Annotated in this window: 17 protein-coding genes and 2 tRNA genes; 5 read left to right on the forward strand and 14 right to left on the reverse strand. The window is 57.6% G+C overall.

Annotation, left to right across the window (positions count from 1 at the left end):
- Positions 1-7 precede the first annotated feature (7 nt).
- On the reverse strand, positions 8-2,380 hold the full coding sequence (locus G8764_RS02960; RefSeq protein WP_166161683.1) for a polyamine aminopropyltransferase: 2,373 nt from the start codon (positions 2,378-2,380) through the stop codon (positions 8-10).
- 3 nt (positions 2,381-2,383) lie between these two features.
- The gene (locus tag G8764_RS02965; protein WP_207951642.1) at positions 2,384-3,343 is read right to left on the reverse strand and encodes a protein-L-isoaspartate O-methyltransferase family protein; all 960 of its coding nucleotides are present in this window, start codon (positions 3,341-3,343) and stop codon (positions 2,384-2,386) included.
- A gap of 788 nt (positions 3,344-4,131) precedes the next feature.
- On the opposite strand from G8764_RS02965, the gene G8764_RS02970 reads away from it, so the two are divergent.
- From G8764_RS02970 to G8764_RS02980, 3 genes are all read left to right on the forward strand, one after another.
- On the forward strand, positions 4,132-5,046 hold the full coding sequence (locus G8764_RS02970) for a methylenetetrahydrofolate reductase (RefSeq protein ID WP_166161685.1): 915 nt from the start codon (positions 4,132-4,134) through the stop codon (positions 5,044-5,046).
- A gap of 384 nt (positions 5,047-5,430) precedes the next feature.
- On the forward strand, positions 5,431-6,849 hold the full coding sequence (locus G8764_RS02975) for a WS/DGAT/MGAT family O-acyltransferase (RefSeq protein WP_166161687.1): 1,419 nt from the start codon (positions 5,431-5,433) through the stop codon (positions 6,847-6,849).
- A gap of 306 nt (positions 6,850-7,155) precedes the next feature.
- Positions 7,156-7,962 (forward strand): outer membrane beta-barrel protein, encoded by an 807-nt coding sequence (locus G8764_RS02980; protein ID WP_166161689.1) that lies wholly within the window; start codon positions 7,156-7,158, stop codon positions 7,960-7,962.
- A 78-nt stretch (positions 7,963-8,040) separates the two neighbouring features.
- Here G8764_RS02980 and G8764_RS02985 read toward each other — a convergent pair.
- The 8 genes from G8764_RS02985 to G8764_RS03020 all read right to left on the reverse strand — a co-directional run bounded on the left by G8764_RS02985 (position 8,041) and on the right by G8764_RS03020 (position 16,655).
- Positions 8,041-8,117: transfer RNA gene (locus G8764_RS02985), tRNA-Arg, on the reverse strand.
- Positions 8,118-8,473: 356 nt separating this feature from the next.
- Positions 8,474-10,771, reverse strand: a complete 2,298-nt coding sequence (locus G8764_RS02990) for a PAS domain-containing sensor histidine kinase (RefSeq protein WP_166161691.1) — start codon at positions 10,769-10,771, stop codon at positions 8,474-8,476.
- Between the two features lie 106 nt (positions 10,772-10,877).
- A complete protein-coding gene (locus G8764_RS02995; protein WP_166161693.1) occupies positions 10,878-11,228 on the reverse strand; it encodes an EAL domain-containing protein in 351 nt (116 codons plus the stop codon).
- A gap of 7 nt (positions 11,229-11,235) precedes the next feature.
- Positions 11,236-11,625 carry a response regulator gene (locus G8764_RS03000; RefSeq protein ID WP_166161695.1) on the reverse strand — a complete coding sequence of 130 codons (390 nt, stop codon included), beginning with the start codon at positions 11,623-11,625 and terminating at the stop codon, positions 11,236-11,238.
- Between the two features lie 169 nt (positions 11,626-11,794).
- The gene (locus G8764_RS03005; RefSeq protein WP_166161697.1) at positions 11,795-12,427 is read right to left on the reverse strand and encodes a response regulator; all 633 of its coding nucleotides are present in this window, start codon (positions 12,425-12,427) and stop codon (positions 11,795-11,797) included.
- Positions 12,428-12,507: 80 nt separating this feature from the next.
- Positions 12,508-14,961, reverse strand: coding sequence for a PAS domain S-box protein (locus G8764_RS03010; RefSeq protein ID WP_166161699.1), 2,454 nt, complete (start codon positions 14,959-14,961; stop codon positions 12,508-12,510).
- A gap of 592 nt (positions 14,962-15,553) precedes the next feature.
- A tRNA-Ser gene (locus G8764_RS03015) sits at positions 15,554-15,641 on the reverse strand.
- Positions 15,642-16,091: 450 nt separating this feature from the next.
- Positions 16,092-16,655, reverse strand: a complete 564-nt coding sequence (locus G8764_RS03020) for a nitroreductase family protein (RefSeq protein WP_166161701.1) — start codon at positions 16,653-16,655, stop codon at positions 16,092-16,094.
- A 270-nt stretch (positions 16,656-16,925) separates the two neighbouring features.
- On the opposite strand from G8764_RS03020, the gene G8764_RS03025 reads away from it, so the two are divergent.
- Both G8764_RS03025 and G8764_RS03030 read left to right on the forward strand, forming a co-directional pair.
- Positions 16,926-18,269: a coiled-coil domain-containing protein gene (locus G8764_RS03025; RefSeq protein WP_166161703.1), complete on the forward strand. Its 1,344-nt coding sequence runs from the start codon at positions 16,926-16,928 to the stop codon at positions 18,267-18,269.
- A gap of 193 nt (positions 18,270-18,462) precedes the next feature.
- Positions 18,463-19,830, forward strand: coding sequence for an adenylate/guanylate cyclase domain-containing protein (locus tag G8764_RS03030; RefSeq protein ID WP_166162993.1), 1,368 nt, complete (start codon positions 18,463-18,465; stop codon positions 19,828-19,830).
- Between the two features lie 6 nt (positions 19,831-19,836).
- On the opposite strand, the gene queF is transcribed toward G8764_RS03030, so the two are convergent.
- The 4 genes from queF to G8764_RS03050 all read right to left on the reverse strand — a co-directional run bounded on the left by queF (position 19,837) and on the right by G8764_RS03050 (position 23,922).
- A complete protein-coding gene (gene queF / locus G8764_RS03035; RefSeq protein ID WP_166161704.1) occupies positions 19,837-20,682 on the reverse strand; it encodes an NADPH-dependent 7-cyano-7-deazaguanine reductase QueF in 846 nt (281 codons plus the stop codon).
- Between the two features lie 68 nt (positions 20,683-20,750).
- Entirely contained in the window at positions 20,751-21,524 is a 774-nt protein-coding gene (locus G8764_RS03040; protein ID WP_166161706.1) for an ABC transporter permease, read from the reverse strand.
- Complete coding sequence (locus G8764_RS03045; protein WP_166161708.1) at positions 21,521-22,471, reverse strand: ABC transporter ATP-binding protein; 951 nt, start codon at positions 22,469-22,471, stop codon at positions 21,521-21,523. The genes G8764_RS03040 and G8764_RS03045 overlap by 4 nt, the downstream gene beginning before the upstream one ends.
- Positions 22,472-22,698: 227 nt before the next feature.
- On the reverse strand, positions 22,699-23,922 hold the full coding sequence (locus G8764_RS03050) for an EAL domain-containing response regulator (protein ID WP_166161710.1): 1,224 nt from the start codon (positions 23,920-23,922) through the stop codon (positions 22,699-22,701).
- Positions 23,923-24,010: the final 88 nt, after the last annotated feature.

Consider the following 24,010-nt stretch of genomic DNA (forward strand, 5'->3'; position numbering starts at 1 on the left):
GGGGCCGCTAGCGCCACTGCGCCAGGGCCAGTGTCGCGCCCAGGTAACAGCCGCTGGCGACCAGTATAAGTGCCGGCAACCCCCAATGCACGGCGATCAGGCTGGCTCCCACGGCGCCCAGTACACTGCTGAAACCATTCAGCGCCCAGACCCAGGCGATGCTGGCCGCCGGCGCTGCCGCCAGCCGCGCTAACCCGTGGGGCAGCGCGAACCCCATGAGTACCGCGAGCAGCAACAGGGGTAGCACCGCAAGCAGCACTCGCCCCGCCAGTGGCCATTGTGCCGCCAGCCCAAACAACCCCTGCAGCAGGGGCAAAGTAAGCGGCGCCAGCAAGGCTACTGCCACCAACAGGCGGCGCACCACACGGTCGGACGGGTGCCAGCGCTGCTGCAGCAAACTGCCGCAACCGGCACCGGTCAGCAGCGCCGCCAACACCGCGCTCATACTCACCGCGGTGGCATCGAGCAACAGTGTGGCCTGCTGCAACAGGCCTATTTCCACAAACATAAAGCCGAGCCCGATAGCGGCAAAGTAGCCTGCGACCCGATACGGCGGCAGCGACCGACGCCGACCCAACCACAGGGGCAACAGCAGCAGACCGATGGCCAGCACCGCTCCCACAAACAGCGCCGCAAACGCCAGCAGATAACCCCAGTCCAGCTGGGCACGCCAGAAGTCGTCCCCCGAGTGCAGCCATTGCGCCAGTGTCGACCAGCGCATAAAGTGGAAAAAAAATGGCCGCTTATCCGTGGCCGGGCGCAGCTCGAACAGGGACTCGTGCTCGCCATCATTCAGGCTTGCTCCGGCCAGCAAGCGCTGCAGCGGCTGGTAATAATTTTCGCTCAACTGGTGGAAGCGGTTACTGTCCTCCTCCGCCAGGCCGGGCAGTGCCGCCAGGTCAAATTGGTGCTGCTGCGACCAACTGCGCAGGCGCGCCCGACCTGCGGCGTCAATCGCAGTACTGCTGACCAGTAACACCGCGTTGCGCCAGTCGCGGACAATGGCGAGGTGATCGGTGGCCGGCAGTTGCCGCTGCTGTAATATCGCGGCGACGGTGTTAACCAGTTTCAGCAGTTCCCGCGGCAGGCTGTGCAGCTGCAGATCGATAGCCAGTACCCCGCCGGGCTGGAGGCGGTCAAAGGCGGCCCCAAGTCCCTCCCTGGTCAACAGGTAATTCTCCTGGGTCGCCGCCATACCCGCTTCCGGACTGGCTACCGCCAGCGCGATCACATCGAAGCCGGGGCCAGCAGCGGCCAGATAGCGCCGCGGTGCTATTTGCTGTAATTCCAGGGCAGCCGGATAGATACCCCCGCCCTGGCGCTGTCGTAACTCGCGCAACAGGGCAATCACTTCACCGTTGGCACAGACCATGTGCAGCGAGCGCACCCCGGCGCCCGCACTGATCCAGCTCTGCCAAAGCGTGTCCACCTCCAGTTGCAGCGCCCGTTCCGCCCCGGGCCGCAGCACATAGGGCGCATAGCCGAGCAACTGTTGATAGAACTGCGCCGGTGGCAGCGGCGCCAACAGCAGTGGCACCGGGTTGTCGCCGTTACTGAGCAGTTGCCACTGGCGCGGCGCCTGGTAACTGCTACTTAGGCTCAAGCCCGGCGCATCGTGCAAGGCGGGCGTGTCCAGTACCACATACTGTTGCGACAAACCATCTCGCTGCAGCAGCACACGGCTGTCGCGCTCCAGCAAGCGCTGCGCCTGCGCCTTGTATTGGGCGGGTGCTATGGGCACCGTCGCCACCAGCGCCACGGCCAGCACGCCGGCCAGTATACTGGCCAGCCGGCGGCGACCGGAGAAGTGGCCAGCGCCCAGCAGCAGCGCTGCCAGCAGTGGCAAGAGCAACAGCAAGCCCAGGCTCGGGCGCAGGCCCAGCCAGTCGATCAATGGCAAAATCAGCAGTGCGCCAGCGGCCGCGGCGAGCAAATCCACGGCGTAGATGCGGCCCGCCTGCCGCGGCCAGCGCACAAAACACACAGTCACGAACAGGGCTCCGCAGAAAAACACCGGCACCAGGCAAACCGCGTAGAGCAGTAACCAGGCCACCTGCTGCCACTGCCAAGGCAAGGCCAGCATATTGAGGGGCAAGCGACTGGCCAGGGCAATGCCTGCCGCCAGGGCGACGGCAGTCGCCAACGCCGAATGGTGCAGCCAAATCCGATAGCGGCGGCGGGCGTTATCAGAGTACAGGCTAAGCAGCACTCCGGCCACGCCAAAGCCGAGCAGCGCCAGCGCGATAACCAACGCTGCCAGGTGGTGCCAGTGCTGTATGGCAATGACCCGGGTCAGCCACAGTTGGTAAGCCAACAAGGTGGCCGACAGCAATCCCAACGCCAGCAATTCGAGCTTGCGCGGGCCTTGCGTCGCGGCCACAAGCTAGCGCCCGCCGGTCAGCGGCACAAAGACCACCGGCAGCAGGCTGCGGGTGCTGACCTTACCCTCGTCATCCTTGAGCACCAGCAACAGTCGCTGGCTACCCCATTTGGGACCGACGGGGATAACCATGCGGCCACCGGGCTTGAGTTGTTGCAACAGTGGCGGCGGAATATGGCGGGCGGCGGCCGTCACCAGGATACGATCAAAGGAAACTTGCTCGGACCAACCCTGTTCCGGCCCACCCTGTTCCGGCCCACCCTGTTCCGGCCCATCTTGCTTCGGCCAACCCTTTTCCGGCCAACCCTTGCTTGGCCAATCCTGCCCCTGCCAACCCTGCCCCTGCCAACCCTGCCCCTGCCAACCAAAGTAACCGTCACCCTCCCGGGCTACGATCCGGCTGAGCCCCAAACGGGCGAAGCGCTGCTGGGCGGCAACCGCCAGCGGCACGATAATCTCGATGCTGTACACATGGTCGGTCAACTGGGCCAGGATCGCCGCCTGGTAACCGGAACCGGTGCCCACCTCCAGTACCTTCATGCCGGGCTCCACGGCGGCCAACTGAGTCATAAGCGCAACAATATACGGCTGGGAAATGGTCTGCCCCATACCGATGGCCAGCGGTCGGTCAGCGTAGGCGCGGCTGGCCTCTGAGGCTGGCACAAACTGGTGCCGGGGTACTGCGGCCATGGCCGCCAGCACCCGCGGGTCGGTGACCAGGGTCTCGCCGCTGCCGTGCTGCTGCAATTCGCGCACCATGCGCGCACGCTCGGCATGGCGATCGGGCTCGGCCCAGGCGGTAGAAAAGGACCAGGGCGCGGTAGTAGCAGGATGGGAGGCACAAAGCGAGGCGTAAATACCCCCGCCCAACTGCGCGATGAAAAACGGCAGCAAGGTGACTGACAGCGATGCGATCAATAGCCGCGCTGCGCGGACGGGCACTGCAATAACAAGGCAAGCCATAGCATCTCACCTCTCGGATGAATGGCAGGCGGCGGACAAAACCGAATACAACTGGCGAACCTTGTCTCGAAACCGCCGACCTATACTAACACTTCGTACCAATATCGAAGCTCAGGACCGATATCAACAATCCGGACCTGAATTGGCATTCTCGACCTGAATTGACAATCCAGACCTGAATCGACAATCCCGACCTGAATTGATAACCCCGACCTGAATCGACAATCCCGACCTGAATCGACATTCCGGGCCTAAATCCAAGCGCTGCCCTATTTCCACATTTGGGACTTGAATCGACACTCCAGGATTGAACCCACAACTGGCGCTGCAATCGAGCGCCTGAATCCGGTTCTGTTTCTGCTTCTGTCCCCAGCATAATCCTGCGCAGGCGGAAATACCAATAGCAGCGCCGGCACCACCCTGCTGCCCCATCCGCCTAGCGCGGGTGCAATAGATTTTACGTTCTGGCATTTGTAATTTAGTATGGAAGACAAACGCCAGACACGAATGGTACTTACTTTAGACAGTCATTCCCGCGCAGGCGGGAATCCAGGGGGCTCAGGGGCTTGCGTTTTATGCATCCCAAAACACTGGATCCCCCTACGCAGGGATGGCAAGCTGGATCATTCGCAACTTAAGTAAGTGCTATTCACGCCAGACACAATAAATATCCGCGCTGAATAAGGTGCCGGTAAGTCCGTGCCACGCATACGCGCCACGACTGCACGCTGCGACCTTATTATCAGGCCTGCGCAGCCGTCGCAACTGCGCCCTAAGAGAGCCCTGCAATGGCCAATGCCAAGCTGGTTTTGGAAATCGCACCACCACTGCTCAGCAGCGGTCGCGGTGGTCTGGATGAAGCCGTTGCCTACATCCGCCGCGCCCAGGCAGGCCTTGGACTGGAGGCGGTAAACATCCCTGAAATTCACACCGAGAAGCACCGCACTGGCAGTGCACACCCGCTTACTCCCTGCGAGGCCCGGGTACCTATCCGTGAATTTGCCGCCCATATCAGCGACGCCTGCGCCGTGCCTTGTATCCTCAATCATGTGGTGGCCTACCAGCCGGCACAGCAACTGGAGCAGTGGTTGGAAGAATCCTGGTGCCAATTTGGCATCCGCCACTTTATCCTGGTGGGCGGTGAAAGCAGCACCATACAATACCCCGGGCCATCGGTGACCGAAGCCAATCGCATTGCGCGACGTCTGTTTGCCGGGCGCGAGGCCCGGATTGGCAATATCTGCATTCCCTCCCGAGCCAACGAGGCGCAGCGGGTCCGTGCCAAAATAGCGTCGGGAGTCGACTTCTTCTCCACCCAAATCGTCTACCAGCTGGATGAGTTGCTGGCGCTTTCCCGGCAACTGCAAGACGCGGCAGTAGACACCAGCAACTCGCTTTTTTACCTCAGCTTTTGTCCAGTCCAATCGGCCTGCAGCATCCGCTTTCTGCAGCGGCTGGGGGTAACCCTGACGCCAGCGGTGGTGGACGAATTGCTGTGCGACAGGGCGGACACCCTGGAACGCTCCAAGGCGCACATCGCCGACCTCTGGCGCCAGTTCCACCAGCACATACAGCACCGCCACCCCCCATTACCCTTGGCCATCAACCTGTCTCCAATCGGCAAGATTGATTGCGCCGACACCATCGACCTCGGCAACCGCCTGCTACAAACCGGTAAAGGGGACGGAGGGATTATTTTTTAACCAGCAGGCTCTGGATCATCTTCTTTCCCTGGGGGCCGGGAAAATATTAGGGCTGTAAATCTGCTAGGCTGGCAGCGCTCACATCCACACCATTTCCAGTACCACGCCAATGAAACAAAGCTAATATTTTTGTCCCACTACATCAGAAGGGCAGTCAAAACCAGCGATCAGGTTGCATAACTGCTTTAAGTATTTTCTAACTCCCTTGTATTTCTCGACGCGGCTGAAGGACAGCAGGGCCAGAACTGGTTAAATTTTAATCCCTCCGTCCCCTTTAGACACTGAACAGCCCTTGTGAAAATCCGCTGGCTTGTCATTATGCTTTGGTGCAGCATCCGTTAAGGCACGCTGCAGCGTGAAAATAACTACTGGAGTTCCAAAGCGATGCCAGACACCAAGCCAAAACCCGCCCGCAAGCGCCTGTCAGTACTCGACTCAATATTCCTGTTTGCCGAGTCGCGCGACAGCATGATGCACGTCGGGGGACTCTACGAATTTGCCCTGCCCGCAGATGCACCGAAGGACTTTTTCCGGACACTTATGGATGAGGTGCGCCAGTGCGTCGATATACAGCCGCCCTGGAACCAGAAGCTCAGCCACCCGAACCTGTTGAAGCATCCACGCCAGAGTTGGGTCGCTGTGGATAGTATTGAAATCGACTACCATGTACGCCGCTCGGCCCTGCCCTATCCAGGTGACGAGCGAGAACTGGGCATACTGGTGTCGCGCTTGCACAGCAATCCGCTGGATTTCTCCCGCCCACTTTGGGAATTCCATTTTATCGAAGGGCTGGAAGGCGGCCGTTACGCAGTCTACTGGAAATTTCATCACGCACTGGTCGATGGCTACACCGCATTGCGCTTGCTCGAGCGCGGCCTGTCACCCACCGCCGATATCAAAACCCCGTTTATTTTCGACCTTCAACCGCTCGACCAACCACCGCCAGAGCAAATCGCCCAGGGTGCGCTAAAAAAGCTCAAAAACCTGCTCACCGATGTTGAGACCCAGTGGAACACCACCAAATCCCTGACCAAAGCAATCGCCAAGCTCGGCACGCCAAAAGCCAAACGCGGGCAGGTGATCTCTTCCTTCGAGGCGCCAAATTGTATTCTCAACCGCCCCACCAGCCACGGCCGCCGTTTTACAACCCAGCAGTTTTCCATGCCCACCCTCAAGGCCATGGCCAAGGCCGCCGGTTGCAAATTAAACGATATTGTTATGGCTCTTAGCGCCGGCGGCTTGCGCAAATACCTGCTGGATATTGATGCCCTGCCGGACAAACCCCTGATCGCCTTTGTACCGGTCAATATACGTCCCGCGGGAGACCCCGGCGGCGGCAACCAGGTGGGGGCGATGCTGGCCTCCCTGGCCACCCACATCGCCGACCCGCAAGAGCGCTTGGCCGCGATTATCGAATCCACCCGCAGCGCCAAATTGCAACTGGAAGGCATGACCGCGCCAGCAATCCTGGCCTATAGCGGTCTGCTGTTATCGCCGCTGGGCATTCAGACGTTAAGGGCACTTGCCGGTAATGAAAGCCAACTGCCCATTACCGCCAACCTGGTCATTTCCAATGTCATGGGTCCAACGGAACCCCGCTATTTTCGCGGCGGCCGCCTGCAAGCGGTGTACCCGGTTTCAATCGCCACTCACGGTATGGCGTTAAATATTACCTGCGAGAGTTATGCCGACACCATGAACTTTGGCTTTATCGGTTGCCGCGAAACACTACCACACCTGCAAAAGCTTGCGGTCTACACGGGTGAAGCCGGCGCGGAGCTGGAGGCCTTGCTTTTGCGATAAAGAGCGATAAAGAGGACTCCGTCCCCATTAAATGCAATGCAGTTTGGTTATTAACAGCAAATACTTTTATCAGCATCCATTCGTAATGCAAAACGGTAGAAAGGATTAAAATGGCGGTATGTTCCTGTTGACTTGTTTTTGAGGGGTTGCCTATGAGATAGAAACCAGAACGACGAAAAGCAGCTGGCCGATGGTTTTCGGGACGCACTTACTCGCGCGACGGAAATGCCGCGTTTAACACGCACAAGCTGATTACAACTAATGTGACTTTGTGCGTGACAGGCGGGCTTCAGGAGGAACCAAAAAATGATTACCAGCAACACTACCCTATCCAGTTATCGGAGCGCTATCTCGAGCTACTTGATATCCGCACTTACTTCCTTAACATTTTTTGTTTTTAGTCTGCCTAACTCTGCGAGCGCGGAGCAGGAAAGGTTTTACGTGGGCGTTAGCGCCGGCTTTAGCATGGCCGATGTGGACAAGTTTTCAGAGGCTACGTTTATCCAGGTGGCAAATCACAATGGTGCAAATTTTACCGCGACTGGCAGGAACTTCAGGACTATTGAAGACAGTATCGACTTCAATAATACAGAAACTTCCTTGAAACTGTTCGCCGGGTATCGAATCAATGAATATCTTGATGCTGAAATAATGTATGTAGATTTGGGTAGCTTCGAGCGAATTGCCAATCGAACCTCAGAAAGTACGTTTACGCTTCCCTTGCTTGGCACGTTCAATGGCATTGATTGCGTCAGTGAACACTTTGATACGTCGGCGTTTGGGCTCTCCCTATTAGCTCACACCAAGGAATCTATTTCTGCGTTCTCTTTTTTCGCAAAAATAGGAATTTCCCACTGGAAATCTGATGTTAAGACGCAGGCCGGCCTGGCCTCCGGGGGCATCCTGTCGGGCTTGGGAGTTAGTCAGTGTGATTTGATGTCAGTCTCGACTGAGGAAACAGGTAGCGATTTTTTCCTCGGTGTTGGGGTCCGGAAGAATTTTGGAAATTGGAGTTTACGCGCTGAAGTTGAACATTTTAGTGGCATCGAATTCTCCCCTGCTGGCGAAGCGGCGATATATCTGTTGTCGGCGGGTGTTGAACATCGGTTTTAAATATGGGGAGGCTCTCACCCCGCGAGTGCGCCATACAAACGAAAAAGCCCGGCACTAGGCCGGGCTTTTTCGTTTGTATGGCGCACTCGGGAGGATTCGAACCTCCGACCGCTCGGTTCGTAGCCGAGTACTCTATCCAGCTGAGCTACGAGTGCGTTATGTCGAGGCGCGTATAATAGGGATGAGGTATTGATGAGTCAAGGCCTTTTTTCGATAAAAATCCAATCCTTTCAGCGACTTAATGTCTCGGGGCCGGTTTTGATTGTTTTGTAAACAAATTGGCTATTGAAAGGAATGGGAACTGATCCACAGCAAGCGTCTAAATGGGTCCAACCTAGTTCTTAACCTCCACCAGACCGGCAATCTGCTCTTCCACGACCCTGCACCGCTAATTAAGCCCCCCTATTCCCGGATGGATCACCCGCCGCCACAGCAACTAACGAGCCCTCCTGCTCCAGCTCAGTACCGTTATTTGGCAGTTGCAGCTGCACGGAGCCTAGTCAAATGGCCATCACCTCCCTGTGCTCGGGCGTTCCTGAATGGGTGAACTGCGACCGGCAGCAACCGCCACTGCCTGCAACAAGCTGCTGCGGCGAATAAAATAGTCTTCCAGCAACACACAATCGCTGGACTGCAGCCTGGCATTATGGCGCCGGCCGCGAGTGATCACCAGGCGCCGCAGGTCGGCGCAAGCCTCGCGCTCACCACTGGGTAGCAACCCACTCCCTGCCGCGGCTTGCGCCGCGACGGCAGCCTCCGCCCCGTCGCCAACCAGGCCGGAATAGTGAATCTCCACCGCCGGGCGGCTTAAGCTCTTGCCAATACAGCTGCGCACCTCGCTTGCATCCAGCACCTGGTGCACACGCGCGCCAGCGTGGGTGAGATAAGTCACCAAAGTACGGTTACAGTCCCCATCGCGGCCGACCAGGATGCAATCCAGTTGGTTCAGGTCCAGCGCGGAATTTGGGGCCGTATCCGCTGCGGCCTGCAGCGGCAAAATCACGGTAAAGGTCGACCCTGAGCCCTCCTCACTCTGTACCTGGATACCCCCACCGAGCAATTCCGCCAGGTGCTTGCAAATGGCGAGACCGAGACCGGCACCTCCGAAGCGCCGGGTGGTAGAGGCGTCTGCCTGGGTAAAGGCGTTAAACAGCTCGGGCATGGCTTCCGGCGCGATGCCAACCCCGTTATCCCTGATGCAGAAGACCAGGTTTCTGCGAGTGTTGGAGTCCCTCTCGACACTGATATCCACCCGCCCCCTGTGCTTTACCGGCCAGCTGCAAAACTTCACTGCGTTACCGACCAGGTTGAAAAGCACCTGCCGCAACCGGGTGGGGTCCGACCATACTTGCCGCGGCAGAGTGGGATCAACAAACAAATTGAGCACCACTCCGCCCTCCTCTGCCGTCGACGCCAACGCGTCACAGACGCCTTCGACCAGTTCGGGCACGTTCACCACGGCCCGCTCGAGCTCCATGTGACCGGCCTCAATTCTGGAGAAATCCAGCACATTATCAATGATCCGCAGCAGCGACAGCGACGAGTCCCGAATCGTACCGACCACCTGCACCTGGTCATCCTCCAGCGGCGTCTGGGCCAGCTCGTCGATCATGCCCAACACACCGTTCATCGGCGTGCGAACCTCATGGCTCATCATCGCCAGAAAGGCGCTCTTGGCTTGTAACGCTGTCTCAACCTGGGCTTTCGCCTCGGCCAACTGCCGGTTGGTCGCGGTCAGCTCGGCAGTACGCTCCTCAACCCGCAAGGCCAGGCTGGCGCGTTCGCTTTCGACCGCGGCCCCCATTTTGTTGCCCCCGGCATCATAGAGGGGCTCACCACTGGCCAGCACATACCTCGGCCTGTGCCCCTTGCGCACGATGCTTATCTCGACGCCGCGTACGCATTCGCCGCGAAATGCTCGCATCAGGGGTATCCGCTCTTCACTTAACGGGGTGACACCATCGGCCTCATACAAATCGTAAAAATCCGACCATTGGTCCGGGGCGACCCTGGCCGGATCCAGCCCGTGCCATTCCCGGGCGGCCTGATTAAATAAAACCAAGCGCCCATTTTCATCGCAAGCAACCACCCCTTCAGCCAGGTTTTCCAGCAGGTGCCGGGCCAGTTCCTGCTGCCGGTGCAACTCAACCTCAGCCTGCACCCGCTCGGTGATATCATGCCCCTGCACAATGCACACCGGCTTGTCACTGTTCAGCACCTCGCTGATGTACAGAGTAGCGACAGCTTCCGAACCATTTTTATTGCGCAAGCACATCTTCTCCTGCACACCGGTGCCGAATTCGCCCGCCGGGTTGTGCGCGCCCCACCATTCGCCCTCCGCCACAAAGAGCTCGGCAATGTTCATTGCCATGTATTCTTCGCGCGTGTACCCGTAGAGCTCAATGGCTGCGTTGTTGACAGCGGTGAAGCGGCCAGCCTGCGTATCGCAGGTCCACATGGGCATGGGATTGTGGTCAAACAAGTCCCGGTAGCGGCGTTCATTGTCTGCCAACTCCAGTGTTCGCTGTTGCGCTTCTTGCTCCAGCCTGGTGTTGGCCATTTCCACCGCGTGGCTGGTCTGGCTCCCTGAACTGCCATAGCTGCGGTCGGCGCGGTTGCGGACCGTCGAGCGCAGCATATAGAGCAACGGCAGCCCTGCCCCCAAAAGCGCCAGCATCAGCAAAGGCAAATATGAACCCGCTGCGGTGAGCGACCACCAGGCAGCGCTGGCATTTGCTCCCCCGCTGACCAGCAGCCAGCACATACCCACCAGGACAACCAGCGCAGCGCCGGGTGAAACTGACCGCAAAAGCTGCCGCCGTTGCCCGCGACCAGCTCCCGGATTCCCTCGAACCCGGGCGCTGCCAGCACAGGCTGGCGATCTTGTGCGCAATACCCATAAAGTATTCACGACCTTACTTCCGGGTCTCGCAGAACTCGATAAATTTCTGCCGGGGTAGCGGCCTGGACACGTAGTTCCCCTGTACCATGGGGCACCCGGCTTTGCGCAAAGCCAACCAGTCGGCACCGGTTTCCACGACTTCGGCCACCGCAACAATACCCAGCCGCCGGGCGATATCAATGGTTGATTCAACGATGGTGCGCGCCTCCCGTGTCTGGTGCATATTGCGGATAAAACTGCGGTCAATCTTGATCTCGGTAAAAGCCACCCGCCCCAGCTGCGCCATGCTGGCAAAGTCGGTGCCAAAATCATCAATCGCGAGGCCAAAGCCGCGCACACTATACCGCGCCAGATTAGTCTCCATGACGTCGTTACTCCTCGCAGTGGCTGCAGTGGCTCACGGACACCAACTCTCTCACCACCTCGATGGCTTGCAAAAAGTCCGCGGTTTTGGAGAAGAAGTAGTCGGCGCCTGCTTCCAGGCAGCGAATTTGAAAATCGATATCGGCGGAGGCGGTCAATACGATCACCCGGGGCGATTGTTCCATTCCTCGCAACTCATTCAGTACGTCGATACCCGTACCGCCCGGCATAAACAGGTCGAGCACCAGAACTTGTGGCTCCTCACTCTGGATCATGGCCAGGGTACTGGCGTAATTGTCCGACTCCAGCACACTGCAAACCCCGTCCACCTCTTTCACCAGATGCACCAGACGGCGACGAATAATATCGGAATCCTCCGCAATATGAACTTTAACCATCACCGTAATCTCTCTGCTTTGTTGATCATTGCAGAAGAGAATACGCTGGCGCCCGCCTGGCGTGTATCGCGGCTGGTATGTAGTGTGTGTCACAGAAAGAGGAACCGTGTTGTCACAGAATCCGTGACACGGGCTGATCAGGTGGGACATATACCGCTGGGGTCAGGCGTCAGTCGCTGAGCTGGTGCTTGATGGCGTAACGCGCAATTTCAACATCGGAGCGCAAGCCGAGCTTTTCCATAATGCGACGCCGGTAGGTGGCTATGGTATTGACGCTGAGAGACAATTGCTCAGCGATGTTGCGCGTGCCCTGGCCCGATGCAATCAGTCTCAGCACCATCAACTCGCGGTCGGAGAGGGCGTCGTGGGGCAAGCCCTCGGCTTGCATGCCAAGGCCTTCAGCCAGCTGTTCGGCTACCGCAGCGCTGACGTATTTCTTGCCTGCCGCCGCCTGCCGGACCGCGGTCACTATCTCCTCCGCAGCGCTTTCCTTGGAAACAAAGCCCACCCCACCAGCCTTGAAAACCCGCAGGGCAATATCCCGCTGCTGAATCATGCTGAGAATGAGTATAGGCAACTTCGGCTTGATGGCGTGAATGGCGGCGATGGCATCGAGGCCGCTGCGGCCGGGCATGTTCAGGTCAAGAATGGCCACATCAATATCGTGTGCGCGCACCAATGCCACCGCTTCAGCCGCATCGCAAGCCTCAGCCACCAACTCCATTCCCGCCTCGCGACTGAACACCTTGCGCAGGCCTTCGCGAATCAGGGAGTGATCGTCGGCAATCAGTAGCCGTATCATCTGGACTCCTATTACTACTACGTTCTTGGTACTGACGTTTACTATGAGTACTGTTTTTTGCCTGAGAGCACTGCTCTTCGCTATTTTTGATCGTTGGCGGATGACACTGCCGCCGGCAGACGAACCGTCAGGGTAGTACCACTGCCGGGCTCGCCGCGGATAGCGAAACTGGCGCCAATACTGGCTGCCCGTTCGCGCATGCCCAGTATACCCAACGACGGGGCACTGGTTGCGGACCGATTATAACCGCAACCATCATCGGCGACGGTAAGAACCGTCTCCTCGCTGGAGCAGCTTACTGTTATGTTTGCATTGTTGGCATTGGCATGGCGGATCACGTTGGTGAGCGCTTCCTGGACGATACGAAACAGCTCGGTACTCTGCCTGGCAGTCAAATTCTGCGGTTCCTGGTCGGCCTCAATATCAATATTGAGGCGGGTGCGCTCCTGCAGGTCCCTGGCCTGCCAGCGAATCGCTGGTACCAAGCCGAGAGCGTCGAGAATTTCCGGCCGCAACTCCTGGGCTATCCGTCGCACCGAGCGCAGGGTTGCATTGACCAAATCAACTACGGCGGATAATTCCTCCTGCAGAGCCTGCCGATTAAAGTCACCATCCGGCCCTTCAGCATCCCGCGCCAAAAGCGTCAAATCCATCTTCAGGGCGGTCAGCATTTGCCCCAACTCGTCGTGTATTTCACGGGAGATACGGGTACGCTCCTCCTCGCGAATACCCTGCAAGCGCTCCGCCAGGGCGCGCAGGGCCCGTTCATTATCGCGAATCCTGGTCATATCCCGGCCCACCGCGATAATCAGGTTTTCGTTCATCCAGGGCACAGCGCTCCAGCGGATAATGCAGGGCTCGCCGCCTTTTTTCTGCATTCGTACTTCCAGGTAGCTCAACTCGTCCAAATTGTTCTGCATCAGGTTCGACAATGTCGCTCGCGCTTGCTGGCGGTCCTCAGGATAAATCAGGTCGACGTAGTCCATACCCAACAGTTCCTGTTCCGAATAGCCCAGGATACGGCTGCAGGCAGGGTTAATACGATGCACTCTGCCATTGAAGTCGACCAGGCAAAACATATCGACGGACAACTCAAAAAAGCTGTCACGCTCGTATTCAGCTTGTTTGTGATGGGTAATGTTTTGCACCAGCGCCATGGTGTTCTGCGGCGTGCCGCTGGAGTCGCGGATTGCGGCGACACTGATATGCATCCAGATAAGCTCTCGATCCGGGCGTAAAAAGCGAATCTCCCGCACGAAGCCGGGAATCTGCCCCTTCAGTACCAGCTGCCTCAGGCCCTGCAATTCTTCCAGGTCATCGGGGTGGATAATTGAACTCAAGTGCAGACTGGTTGCTGCCGACTCAGACGGGCCAAAAAAGCTTCGAAATGCCTGGTTGGTCTGGGTTATTTCACCGACCGGCGTGGAAATCGCAAAACCTACTGCGGAATTCTCAAAAATAGAGCGAAACTTCTCTTCGCTGGCCTGCAGCGATGCGTAAGCCTGGGAGAGCTCATGGGTGCGGGACTCTACCCGCGCCTCGAGCGTCTTGTTGCTATCCAGAACGGCCTTTTCTGCCAGTTTGCGCTGGGTAATATTCTGGTGGGAAATCACAGCAAAAATGCCGGCGCTGTCGTGAAAGGCGGCGATGCGTGCGATAAACCAGCGCTTTTTGCCGGGCGCATGACAGGGATATTCCAGAGCGAAGTCGGGGTTGCTATGACCTGCCAGGGCACGCCGCAATTCGCGCGCGAACTCCGCCGCCTGTTGCTCACCATTGATACTGGCACGATCGCAGACCTGTAAATAATTGGTGCCCTTGCCCATACCCACCGCTAACACCCCGCCATTGTTGCTGTCGGCGAAGTTATTCCAGGCGTTATTGACATGCACAATGGTTCCATCGGCATCGACTATGGCGATGTGATCGGGCAAGGCGTCAATGGTTTCGCCCATAAAACGCTCCGCCAGGCGCTGTGCCTCCGCCATTTGATTGCGGCGCTCAATCTCTGCCGCCAGCTGCCGCCGGGCGGCTTCGGTCTCCTCCAGCGACAGGCGCAATTCCAACTGCGTTACCACCTGGCGCGCCAGGGCCTCCAGCGCAGCACTTTGGGACACTGTCAGCTGCCGGGATTTACGATCGATAACGCACAGGGTGCCGAGATTGTACCCGTCAGGGGTCGCCAGGGGTACGCCGGCATAGTAGCGAATATCCGGTGGCCCGGTGACCAGTGGATTATGGGTAAAGCGCGGGTCTTGCAACGCATCGGGCACTTCAAACAATTCACTGCCGCGGATGGCGTGGTTGCAGAAGGCAATATCCCGCGGAGTCTCGTCCACATCAATCCCCAACCGACTCTTGAACCACTGCCGGGTCTCATCCAGCAGCGATATAAGGGCAATGGGCGTTTGGCAAACCTGCGCCGCCAGGCGGGTTATGTCGTCGTAGACAGCTTCTTTCGGGGTGTCAAGGATAGCGTAGCGGTGCAGCGCCGCTAGTCGAAGTGTTTCGCGATCGTTTTCGCCAGTGCTCATATTATTGTGAATGCCTTCCTCTGCTTGCGGCCATATGCCCGCACGCAGCTTTAAAACGCATTTTTATAAGTTGCCGCGGCGGAAGGCTTAGTCCATTAACCATGTTTCGACATATTCGAAACAACCGTCGCCTGCCAACACTAAAGTTAGCAAATTTTTACCCCATTGTCGCCCACCGGCGCTAGCCAGCAGATTTCCCTCGCCCACAAATAAAAAAAGCCCGGCGATTGCCGGCAGAAAACGATGTTTTACCTGTATTTCCGGGAGGGATAGACCGAAAGCGCCGCTGCGCGACCCTTTCGCGCTGCGCGCGCCTGCGGCGGTCCAAGTTGCAGTGCAACTTGTCGAACGGGGTTCTCATCCAAATCCCCCTCGCCCACAAATAAAAAAAGCCCGGCGATTGCCGATAGAAAACGATGTATTACCTCTATTTCCGGGAGGGATAGACCGAAAGCGCCGCTGCGCGACCCTTTCGCGCTGCGCGCGCCTGCGGCGGTCCAAGTTGCAGTGCAACTTGTCGAACGGGGTTCTCATCCAAATCCCCCTCGCCCACAAATAAAAAAAGCCCGGCGATTGCCGGGCTTTTTTTATTTGGCGGTGAGGGAGGGATTCGAACCCTCGAAGCCTTGCGACTTACACACTTTCCAGGCGTGCTCCTTCGACCACTCGGACACCTCACCAAATTATTGCGTATCTAACCGCCCGCTTTCTATGCGAGTCTTATAACCGCACGCCTACGCTAGCGTGCTCGTAATCTCCTGCGGAGCTGCCTGCGGCTCGACCACTCGGACACCTCACCAAATTATTGCGTATCTAACCGCCCGCTTTCTATGCGAGTCTTATAACCGCACGCCTACGCTAGCGTGCTCGTAATCTCCTGCGGAGCTGCCTGCGGCTCGACCACTCGGACACCTCACCAAATAATTGCGTATCTAACCGCCCGCTTTCTATGCGAGTCTTATAACCGCACGCCTACGCTAGCGTGTCAATATCGCGTAACTCTCCAACTCTGAGCTACGGCTGAAAACTTCTCCCGCCTTTCGCAACAAATGTATAAAAAACACACACTTGCGAGGGCGTCAGCTCCAGCGAGGGCGGTACTCTACACAAATGAATAGCGAAAGGCAATGCTAGATCGCAGGCCAGGATTGAACAAATGCATCGAGGTTGGCTTCGGGGGCAGTTCGCAGGGGGATGGAGGGGGTTCCGAGGTAAACAAAACCGATAATTTTCTCACCCTGTTGCAGGCCCAGCCCCTGGCAAACCAGCGGGTGCTCGGCGTTGGCGCCGGTGCGCCAATAGGCGCCTATACCTTGGGCGTAGGCCGCGTTGATCAAATTCTGGGTGGCGCAACCGGCCGCCACGGTCTGCTCCCACTCCGGCACTTTAGGGTGCGGCGTGTAGCGGGCAATGGCGACCACTATCAATGGCGCCCGCAGGGGTTTACGCAGCAACCGGGCCCGGTCGACTTCAGCCAGTTGCGGGTTGTCATTAACTGCCGCTTTTACAAACAACTCGCCCAGGCTATCGAGCCCCGCCCCCTCGATTTCGAGAAAACGCCAGGGTTGCAGACTGGCGTGATCGGCCGCGCGCATGGCTGCCCGATACAGCAATTGGCGCTGCTCTGCGTTTGGCGCCGGAGATTGCAATTTGCCGCATGACACCCTGTTTAGCAGTAAGTCCAAGGCTTGCATAAGTTACCTTTAATTGAATTAAACAAAAATTTTACCCACATTCGGCGCCTATTTCCACGCGGCGCAGCTAACCGCCACTTCCCGCCCTGACATACTCGCAAACCGCACTCTTTTGTACCATAATCCCCGGGTGATTTTCGACTTGCCCGGGCTTTACGCTGATACTGCCCCACGCATAGACGATCAGCCAGAAAAACTTGCTCGATCTCATTTGTTCCAGCTATTTCTGCTCCAAAACAACACACACGTTTCACCTGAGGTTTACTCTTGATGCAGGTTTCCAATTGGATAGTCTTCGGCGCTGCAGAGGTACTGGGAGTACTGTTACTGCTCTGCGGCTTCCTGCTCTACTACGCTCATAATCTTAAAAATATTGCCGGCGGCCTGCGGGAAAAGTTGCAACTTGCCCTGCGGGAGCTGAAGAAATCACGCAAACGCTGCAAGGATCTGGAGGCACAGCAGCCCACCACCAGCAGCTACCCGGAGCACCTGGAAGAGCAGCTCAGCGCCACCAAAAAGCACCATTTATCACTGCAACCGGACCAGGACATCGCCCTCGACCTTGGCAATAAAGCGCCCGCCCCACGCCAGGTCGCGTCTTTGCGCCACGCCTATCTAAACAGCGAAAAAGAGGCCTGTCTGGGCAGCGAACAGACAGGCGAGCCAAACTGGGGAATTCTGCAGATCAAATTGCAGCGCCTCATGGATTTTTATCGGGCTGAGGCGCCCGCTCAGGAGGCCGTTGACGGCATCTCCGAGGCCGAGTTGGCTGAGCTGCAGCAGGCCCTGGCCAACAGCCAGCAGCGGGTCGCCAACCTGGAGAAGTTCAAAACCCTGTTTTTCGAACTGGAAGACAAATGGGAGTCGGTACAACAGCAGGCCAAGGCCCACCAGCAGGAGCTGCAGGGGTTTGAGGTGGAAGGTATTGGCAAGCAGGAGCAATTTGACCAAATCCTGCAGGCTTACCAGAACTCCTACAACGATTTCGGTGCCAACCTGCAAAACCCCGAGCAGCCTCCAGTCGCAGCCAAACCGGCCGAGGAGCCTGCCCCCAGCCCGGCCGCTGCCAGCGCAGACACGGCCAGCACCAGTGCGGCCCAGGGCCCGCACCCCTCGGTGGAAATCCAGCGTCTCAAGGCGGTGGCCGCCAGCCAACATCAATTGATCACCGAGCTCCAGCAGCGCCTGGCCAGGGCCTATTCCAACCTGGAAAAAGACGCCGTCATCAAGGATCTTAAAGGGCAGCTGCAAGATCAACTGAACTATGTGGACGAATCCAGGGCCTGCATACAAAACATGGAATTGGAGCTGAAAGGCGCCAATGCCCGCCTCGCCCAGCTGCAAACCCGGCTCGATGAGACGGAACTGAGCAACCGGGAAAGCGCCCAAATCCTCAGTGAAGCCAAGGCACTCAAGGCCGAGCACAGTAAACTCAGCGAGTCTGTCCGGAGATTACAGCAGGAAAATGACCACCTGCTGAAACAACTGCAAACCCTGGCCCGCAGCGACAAAGACAGCGGCGCCAACCCCGCCAACAAGCAGTTTGAGCAGCTCCAGCAGCAATATATCGACCTGGAAAACAAATACCTGGCGCTGCGCATGAAAAGCCAATAATCGTGCCACTGGTTATATAAGCTTAATTATTGGATAATCCAGCTCATTCAAAGCACTATTTCCAAACGCCAGAAGTCGCTCGCGCAGACCAGCTCTGACCTGATCTCTCCTGGGCCGCTCTGAAGAGGAGGGCATTTCCAGGTCAAACGGACCGAACTTGCCGGCAGCAACCCGACTATTGATTTTGAGTACGATGACAGACGACGTGGCAATCAACCCTGACTCGGCTCGGTCGCAGTACTATTTCAGAGCCCTAATCTGCATTGCCGCGGCTGGCACTCTGGCATCTTTCAATTCGTTCGACCCTGTTAACTACCTTCGCCTTGGCACCATGGCGTTTATCTTTATTTACGTCTATGTGGCCTATCGCCTGATTCAGCGCGCCCCGGAAGAGCGCCAACAGCTGGTTGCCACCCGGCTCGGCCATATGGATGCCGGCCTGATCGGCTTCGTGCTGGGGCTGGCTGACTTCAGCCTGCTGCCCTGCGCCCTGTTCGTGACCATGATCCAGTTCAACGCCCTGCTCCACGGCGGAGGCAAGAAGTGGGCCCTGGACAATGCGGCCCTGTGCGTGGGTATATTCGTCAGTTTGATCGTCCACAACCCCCGCTGGGTGCTGGCCACCCAGCTGGAGATCAGTATTTCCAGCCTGATCGGGCTGTCCACCTATTTTTGTGTGTCCGCCTGGTACACCTACGCCCAAATCAGCGACCTGCGCCGGCGCCACCAGAAATCGGTCCAGGAAACCATCAATTACAAGGTCAAGGCCTACAAGCTGTCACGCTATATCAGCCCCACGGTCTGGGCGGCCATCAACGAGGACAAGGACAAATCCCTGCAGACCGACCGCAAGCGGTTGACCGTATTTTTCTCTGACATCAAGGATTTTAGCCAACTGTCGGAGGAGCTGGAGGCGGAGACCCTGACCGGCCTGCTCAACACCTACCTCAGTGAGATGTCGAAAATAGTCAGCCAGTATGGCGGCACCATCGACAAGTTTATCGGCGACGGCCTGATGGTGATTTTCGGCGATTTCAACAGCCAGGGTATCAAGAATGACAGCATCCGCTGCGTCTCCATGGCCATCGCTATGCGCAAGCGCATGAAGAGCCTGCAGCGTGAATGGGTCAACCAGGGCGTCGAACGGCCACTGGAGATCCGCATGGGCATCAACACTGGTTACTGCACCGTCGGTACCTTTGGCACCTCCCACCACCTCGACTACACGGTGCTCGGCACCCACGTCAACCTGGCCAGCCGGCTGGAATCGGCGGCTGCCCCCGGGGAAATACTGCTCAGCCACGAGACCTGGTCACTGTGCCGGGACACCATTATGTGCCGCTGCAAGGGCGAGATCAGCGTCAAGGGCTTTTCCCACCCCATCAAGGTCTACCAGGTGATGGGGCTGCGCAAGGATATGGGGGTCAACAATAATTTCTTCGAACACAACCTGGACGGATTCTCTATCCACCTGGATACCGACAAGGTTCGCAACTACGATCGCGACAAGGCGATCAAACTGCTGGAAGACGCCGCCAAGGCCCTGAAGCAAAAATTCTAGCGCGGCTCACTGTCGTGCCAGCCGCACCAGTCGCACGCTTTCGGGGTCATCCGGCATATCCGAGCGGTAGGGGTTAATATCCAGCCCTCCGCGGCGGGTATAGCGCGCATAGACGGTTAATTTCGCCGTTTGGCAATACTGGCGGATATCCATAAACATGCGCTCGACGCAGTGTTCGTGAAAGTCCTGGTGCTGCCGAAACGACACAATATATTTCAACAGTGAGCCGCGATTAATCTCTGCCCCCCGGTAGTGAATCATGACGCTGCCCCAGTCCGGCTGGCCGGTCACCGGACAATTGGTTTTCAGCAGGTCACTGTAGAGGGTCTCGGTTACAAACCGTTCGGGCTTGTTCAAGCGCAGCAACTCGGGGTTGGGGCTGTAGCAGTCTATGGTCACCGCCTCCTGGTCGATGGACTCACCGGCGAAATGCCCCAGGCCCCGCTGCGTGGCGCTGTGCAGCGTATGCAAGCCTACCATCACCGGCGCACCGGCGGCCGCTGACAGGTCCTGCTCCAGCACCTCAACCACACTGTGAACACTACTGAAGCGGGTCTGGTTAAAGGAGTTCAAATACAACTTGAAGGACTTGGACTCGACGATGGCCGGGCTATTGGCGGGAAACTCGAAATCGGCGACCGCCACCTGTGGCTTGCCACTGTTGTCCAGCCAGGAGACTTCATAGGCCGTCCAGATATCCACCCCCTTAAACGGCAGCTTTTCCGTCTCGATGCCCAATGTCGCCCGGGACTGCTGCCGGGGGATGGGTTGCAACAGAGTTGCATCGTACTCTGAGCGGTACTCGGTGGGCTCTCCCAGCAGGGTACCGTGGGGTTTATCTGTGCCTGTCATTGTTGCTCTCCTGTTACCAAAGCTTAACCCGACTCAAGGGTATTTTTAAGGACACATACCTGCATAGCTCAGGCCCGCAAACGCTTGCCACTGCTGAGCAGGTACAGACACACCGCATAGAGCACGATAATAAATATCGCCACCCCGACAAACGCCAGCCCGACATTGATATCGGTCACCCCCAGCACGCCGTAGCGAAACGCATTGACCATATACAGTACCGGGTTTAGCTGGGAAACCCCCTGCCAGAATTCGGGCAGCAAACTGATCGAGTAAAACACCCCGCCCAGATAGGTCAGCGGCGTCAGGACAAAGGTGGGGATAATGGAAATATCATCAAAGGAATTGGCGAACACCGCGTTGACAAAGCCCATCAGGGAAAACAGGATCGAAGTCATCAACACAATCAGCACCATGACCGGCAAACTGTGAATGTGCAAATCGGTAAAAAACAGCGATACCAGGGTGACGATCAGGCCCACCGCCAGCCCGCGGCAGACACCACCGATAACAAAGCCGTTTAAAATCACGTAATTGGGGGTCGGCGACACCAGCAGCTCCTCAATACTGCGCTGGAATTTGGCGCTGTAAAAAGACGACACCACATTGGAGTAGGCGTTGGTCAACACTGACATCATAATCAGGCCCGGCACCACAAACTCCATGTAACTGAAACCCGCCATGGTGCCGATGCGGGAGCCGATCAACTGCCCGAAGATGACAAAGTACAGCGACATGGTGATTACCGGCGGCACCAGCGTTTGCACCCAGATGCGCATAAAGCGCCGTATCTCCTTGCCCACGATGGTGCAGAAGGCGATCCATTGCTCCTGGGGGGTCATGCAGCATCCCCCTCGGTCACTACGGCGTCCGCACTCTTGTTCTGGATGCGGGACACAAACAGCTCTTCCAGGCGGTTGGTTTTGTTGCGCATACTGACCACATGAATACCCGCCTCGGTGAGCGTGGCAAACAACTCGTTGAGGGAGCGCCCTTTCTCCACCTCGACCTCGATGCTGTGCTCCTCCACCAATTTAAGCTGGTAGCCACCGACAGCCGGTGCGGCAGCCAGGGACTCGCGGGTATCGAGCACAAATATTTCCTTGTTGAGGGTCTTGAGCAAGCCTTTTACGCTGGTATTCTCCACGATCGAGCCCTGGTCAATAATCGCCACATTGCGACAGAGCATTTCCGCTTCTTCCAAATAGTGGGTGGTCAGAATGATGGTGGTGCCGCGAGCGTTGATCTCGCGCAGAAATGTCCACATGGAACGGCGCAACTCAATATCCACACCCGCCGTGGGCTCATCCAGGATCAACAATTTGGGTTCGTGCACCAGCGCCCGGGCGATCATCAGGCGTCGCTTCATGCCGCCGGACAGCATCAGCGCCTTGTTGTCGCGTTTGTCCCACAGGCCCAGCTGGCGCAAGTATTTTTCTGCCCGCTGCTCAGCCAGTGATTTCTTCAAGCCGTAATAACCGGCCTGGTTGGCGACAATACTACCCACCGTCTCAAACTGCGAGAAATTGAACTCCTGGGGCACAACCCCCAACTCGCGTTTGGCACTGGGGAAATCGGTATCGATATCGTGGCCAAAAATCGATACGGACCCGGCCGACTTGCGCACCAGCGAGCAGATAATGCCAATAGTGGTGGATTTTCCCGCACCGTTGGGCCCGAGCAGGGCGAAAAAATCCCCTTGTTTGACCTCCAGGTCAATGCCTTTTAGCGCCTCGAAGCCGTCGTCGTAGGTTTTCTGTAAATTGCGGATAGACAGGGCTATCGACATGTAAACTACCCCTGGTTACTTTACACTTCTGAAATTAAACTTCTGCCGCTGCTCGCCAACTGCGCGCCAGGCAGCAGTCGCCGGCGGTAATTAGTTAGCACCTTGGGCCAAGCCTGCCAGCATAATGGCCGCTGCCGCTCATGGCCAGCCCGCAAGCAGTGCCGGGGGTAAATTAAAAGCCTTGGAGGCTGGAGGGGCAAGACCCGAGCCGACAAGCGCGCCGGCGCCTACTCTGACGCTTGGGCGACCAGCTCGCGCCGGCGAATTTCCCAGTCTGCAACCCACGCCGGAACGTCCTGCGCCGGCATGGGCCTGGCAATAAAGTAGCCCTGGGCCTGATCGCAACCGGACTGCCGCAGCAGATTCCAGTCGTCCAGATCCTCCACCCCTTCAGCAACGATGGTCATCTCCAGCTGCCTGGCCAAGCCCAGGCTGGCACTGTAGATCGCATGCAGTTTTTTATTGGCCCAGGCGCCGTGGACAAACCCCCTGTCTACCTTGAGCTCATCAAACGGAAAATCCCGCAGCTGGGACAGGGACGAGTGGCCGGTACCAAAGTCATCAATAGACAGGTTGACGCGTTTCAATTTGAAGCGCGTGAGTATATCGAGGGCAACCTTGATACTCTGCACCAGGCGACTTTCAGTGACCTCCAGGGTAATGTCCTCGGCGGATTGCCCCGCCTGGGCGATCAGTTCAAACACGGCATCGGCAAAGTCCAGGTTTTTCAGGTTCTCCATAGAGAGGTTGATCGACACTGGCAGGCTCAATCCGGCCAATTGCCAACCACCGAGATCACCTAATGCCTGCCTGATGATGGCATAGCTCAACTCGTCGATAAGATTATTGTTCTCTGCAAGCGGGACAAACCGGTCGGGATAAATCAGTCCGTCGGCAGGATGCTGCCACCGCACCAGCGTTTCCACCCCGACGATCTCACCGCTGGCAACCTGGACCTTGGGCTGGTAGTAATTGACCAGCTCGGCGTTATGGATGGCCCGGCTGACAGACTCGACGGAATAGGTTTTTATTGAGCTCTGCTGGCGAGCGGAGACAAACGGCCGCCAGCGTTCAATAAGCAGCTTCAGGGCAGCGGGCTTGACCGGCTTGACCAGGTAACCGAGCACCGTAATCCTGCTGCTGGTCAGCAACTTTTCCACCGACTGCAAAGTGCGCTCATCCTCGCCACTGATGAGAATGATACTGCCGGTAAAGTTAGCATCCGCCAGGTGACGGATAAACTCAATGCCATCCATTTGCGGCATATTGAGGTCCAGCAACACCAATTGCGGCGGCGACGGCGCAGACTTGATAAAATCCAGCCCGGACTGGCCGCCACTGCAGGTAAACACCTGTGAATAACCCAGCCTGTGCAAAGCTTTACCGATCAACTTGAGCATAAAGGCTTCATCGTCGATCACCAGAATCCTGAAGTCTTTGTGGTCATCCATAGACCGCTTCTCCATCGCACAGCCTCGTCACCCCGAGCGCACACCAGCGAACGATGCTCAGCCTCGCCCCTATGCCCCCCTGCAGGCT

It is taken from the genome of Pseudomaricurvus alcaniphilus (assembly GCF_011440395.1).
Taxonomy (GTDB): Bacteria; Pseudomonadota; Gammaproteobacteria; order Pseudomonadales; family Cellvibrionaceae; genus Pseudomaricurvus; species Pseudomaricurvus alcaniphilus.